1 protein-coding gene is annotated in these 3,459 nt (G+C 53.2%); it reads left to right on the plus strand.

Translation table 11 applies throughout. From position 1 onward, the window contains the following. The first annotated feature begins 197 nt into the window (after positions 1–197). Complete coding sequence (locus ACOCD2_RS14555; RefSeq protein ID WP_419625749.1) at positions 198–3,449, plus strand: hypothetical protein; 3,252 nt, start codon at positions 198–200, stop codon at positions 3,447–3,449. Positions 3,450–3,459: the final 10 nt, after the last annotated feature.

Here is a 3,459-nt window from a genome sequence, read left to right on the forward strand (position 1 = left end):
TGGAATTCCTGGCCAAAAAAGGCATGCAGACGGGGTGGAAAGCGCCCATTGTACTAGACCCGGATCCCAACCAAACCTTTACGCTGTCTATCGTATGGCATGGAACGAACCTAACCCCGACGGTGGACCCAACCGGCACAAGAATCAGCGCTCTGCCTTCGCCGAGCTTCTCGGGTAACACATCTTTCAAATACAACGTGTGTGACCAGGACAACGCCTGCTTGATGGCGGAGGCAAAAGTTACGGTGTTGGACAACATCAACCACAAAGACGGCCCGTCCGGGCAGGCGGATATCGCCTTGGTTTCCGGCGGTTATCCAAAGTTGTCGACAACGGAGTATCCGGTGACATCGGAACGCGCTTTCCGTATTGCGGCTTCCGGAGAAAAGCTGGATTTGACAGGCAGCTATAACCTGGAGCTTATTTGGACGACCTCAACAGGAGTGGCCCTGAACATCAACGGCACAACAGTGCCAGCCAATGGGGCAGCCGGGATAACTGGCTATGATTTCGCCGCCCATGACGGCCGGCTGGTTCTGCCGACGCGTTTCGAAGGGCTGCCCATGTACTTGTCTCCGGGATATGTCGGAGATTTGCTGGTGCGAGTCCTCAATCCTTCAACAGGAAACGAATACAGCGACATCCCCAACATCCTGATTCCTATATCGGCCTGGTCGGTAGGTGATGCTGTTGACTTTGTTCTGCAGAGAGCAAGCGACCCAAGCGGGGCGGTGACAAAGTACGTGGAACAGGTCAATATAACAGCGGTTGCGGGAAAGACATCGCGTTGTGCCGACCTGAACGGCGGAAAAATCCTTGGTTGGGACCTCGGACAATCCCAGGTTTACCAAGGCGTTCAGTCTTGCGGCATCATCTGGCAGCATTTGCCGGATGGCATCGAATCATTCAGCGCAATGTCTCCATCGCTGAATGGACGATTTACTAATCCGGCAAATCCGTCATATGAACAAGTTGCCTGGGAAAGTGGAATCATTCAGACAACCGATGACGGGGCAGTGATTTTCCTGCCGTCTATTTCCACGCCGACAACGCGTTATTACACCATTCCGCTGATGGAACCTGTAGCGCCCACCATTGATTTCAAGCCGACCTCGGATTTGAATGCCTGGGTGGATTGGGTGCCCAGTGGATACTGGCCAGCACCAATCGGCGACGGCAAACTCGCCGGGGTTGTCATAGGCAGCACAGACTACAGCGGGATTGTGCTGGATGTCACCACACGAGGAACGACCACCACTAAAACATCGCTTGGAGGTTTGGTCACCCGTGCCGTCAACACATATTTGTCGTCAATCGAGGATGTGATGTCGGTTCAGGCAGAAGCCAGCTATCTTCACTACCCCGGGTTAACCGCCAGTTTGAACCTTCAGTTCATGGCGACACCGGATAAGCCAACATTGTTTGTCGACCGGGTGACGGAGGCACGTACCGACCAACCCTTGAGGATTACGGGCCGTATTGGCCAGTACGACAGAGCGACCCAACAAGTTGCTTACGATAAAGACAAGTTCGGTCGCTGGACTGCAAGGCTTTACCAAGTAACCAACAAAGGGCATAAAACCCAGCGTGGCACGCCGATATTTACCGATAGCAACACTGGCGAGTTCACGCTGTCAACGCCGGTAACGGCTGACATGGGACCGCGGGCCAGGTTCGTTGTCGAAATTACTATGCTCAGGAAAGACGGCACCGAGAACCCAGATGCGGTGATATATTCATCACCCATGAACGTGGCCATCCGTGATGCCGCACCGATTGATATTGAGGTGTCGGCGCGTCGGGAAACGGGTCCCGCACCGTTTACGGCAGCCGTTGTGGTCCGCCCGGTTGATAGGAGCCGACACGCTGATATTGGAGAGATCCACTGGGAATACTCCACAGACGGAACAAACTTCCTGGAAATACAGGATCTGCCTCAACGGGTGCTCGGGATTTCCCAGAGGATCGAGAACCCCGGAAAGCGTTGGTATAGAGCCAGGGCTGTAAACCGGTACTCCAACCGTATCAGCATCAGTAATACCGTGGAGGTGCAGGCCTACCGTACCCCGAAGATAGAGATCAGTGGTTATCGGCGCACCTTCATCGGACATCCGGTCGTATGGACCGCCACCAACGCTTCGGGTGACCCAACCGACTATACGTGGGAAGTTTATGCGCAGTCACTGAAAGCTGGCCCAGCTACAATGCAAACGGGTGACACCATCACTCTTGATGCAAATAAAGCGGGTCGCGTTTTTGTCAAGCTTACGGCTACGCCACGCGATAGCAGCAACATCGTTCAGTCGAAAAAGGTCATTATTCAGGCGTTGGCGGTACAGCCTCCCTACTTGCGACGGCCAGCCGTATCAGGGCCACGCTATGCTGAAGTAGACCAAACATACACCTTCAAGGCGACCAATGGGCCTATCTTCTATGGCGCGGACACCGACATGACGCTCAGTAGCGAGTGGGAGCTGCCGAACGGAGCAATAGTGCCGGGAGATACCGTGGATTACACCATTCAGTCCGGCGACGAAATGCTCAAATACCGGGTATGGATAAATGGCTACAAGAATGAAACTCTTGTAGAGGTGGAGAAAACCTTCTATGCCTGGGAGTACGAATGGCCGGAAAACTGGGAAATCGTGACCCGAAATACGGAGGTAATCGTACCAGCCAGGGTGGTGCTGTTTACCCAGACATCGCCCAAGGCGGATATCCGCAAGATGGGATTGGAGAAACCGATCTATCACTATAACGTGCCACCAACCGCCATAAAGACATTTGAGTATGGCAACAGATTGGTAGTGGATTTCACGAAACCGGGAACATACCCGATTGAGGCGATTATTGAAGATCAGCGGGGCAACCAGGAGCTGGCTGTCATTGACATTACAGTGAAGGATCCACCACCGCTGACGTCGGAAATCAATGTCAACATCAATGACCGCTGGGGTCGCGCATTGGCACTTGTAACACCGAGATTGGTGCTCCATAACCCGGTCAGTGGAGAGAAAGTGACAAGCCACAAGGTGTACCTGGATGGCCAATTGGTATCGGATAAAGCCAGTGTTTATGTTTCCCCGATCATGGTGGAAGACACTGGTACGCATGAAATCATCTCCGAAATCACGATGGATACGGGGCGGTCAGCTACCGCATCAAAGCTCTTTGAGCTGATAGAAGGGGATCTGCCTCAGTGCGCCATACAATATATGGAGTATCCGTCCTACACAACTGTCCAGTTGCGCTGCTCAACGACGATGGGACATGTGAAGCGTGCTGAATGGTTCGCGACCTATGATGATACCAATACCGAACAGCTTGGCCTGACTGGCTTTTACGGCATCTTCCGGGAAAATCAGCTGGCCCGGGGCATTCGGTCATTGAGAATCATGATCTACAACGACAAGGGTCAAGTCACGGAAATCAACTCGAATTTCCCCTAAACAATGCATC

The organism is Thiolapillus sp. (assembly GCF_048562965.1).
In the GTDB taxonomy this organism is placed as follows: domain Bacteria; phylum Pseudomonadota; class Gammaproteobacteria; order Chromatiales; family Chromatiaceae; genus Thiolapillus; species Thiolapillus brandeum_A.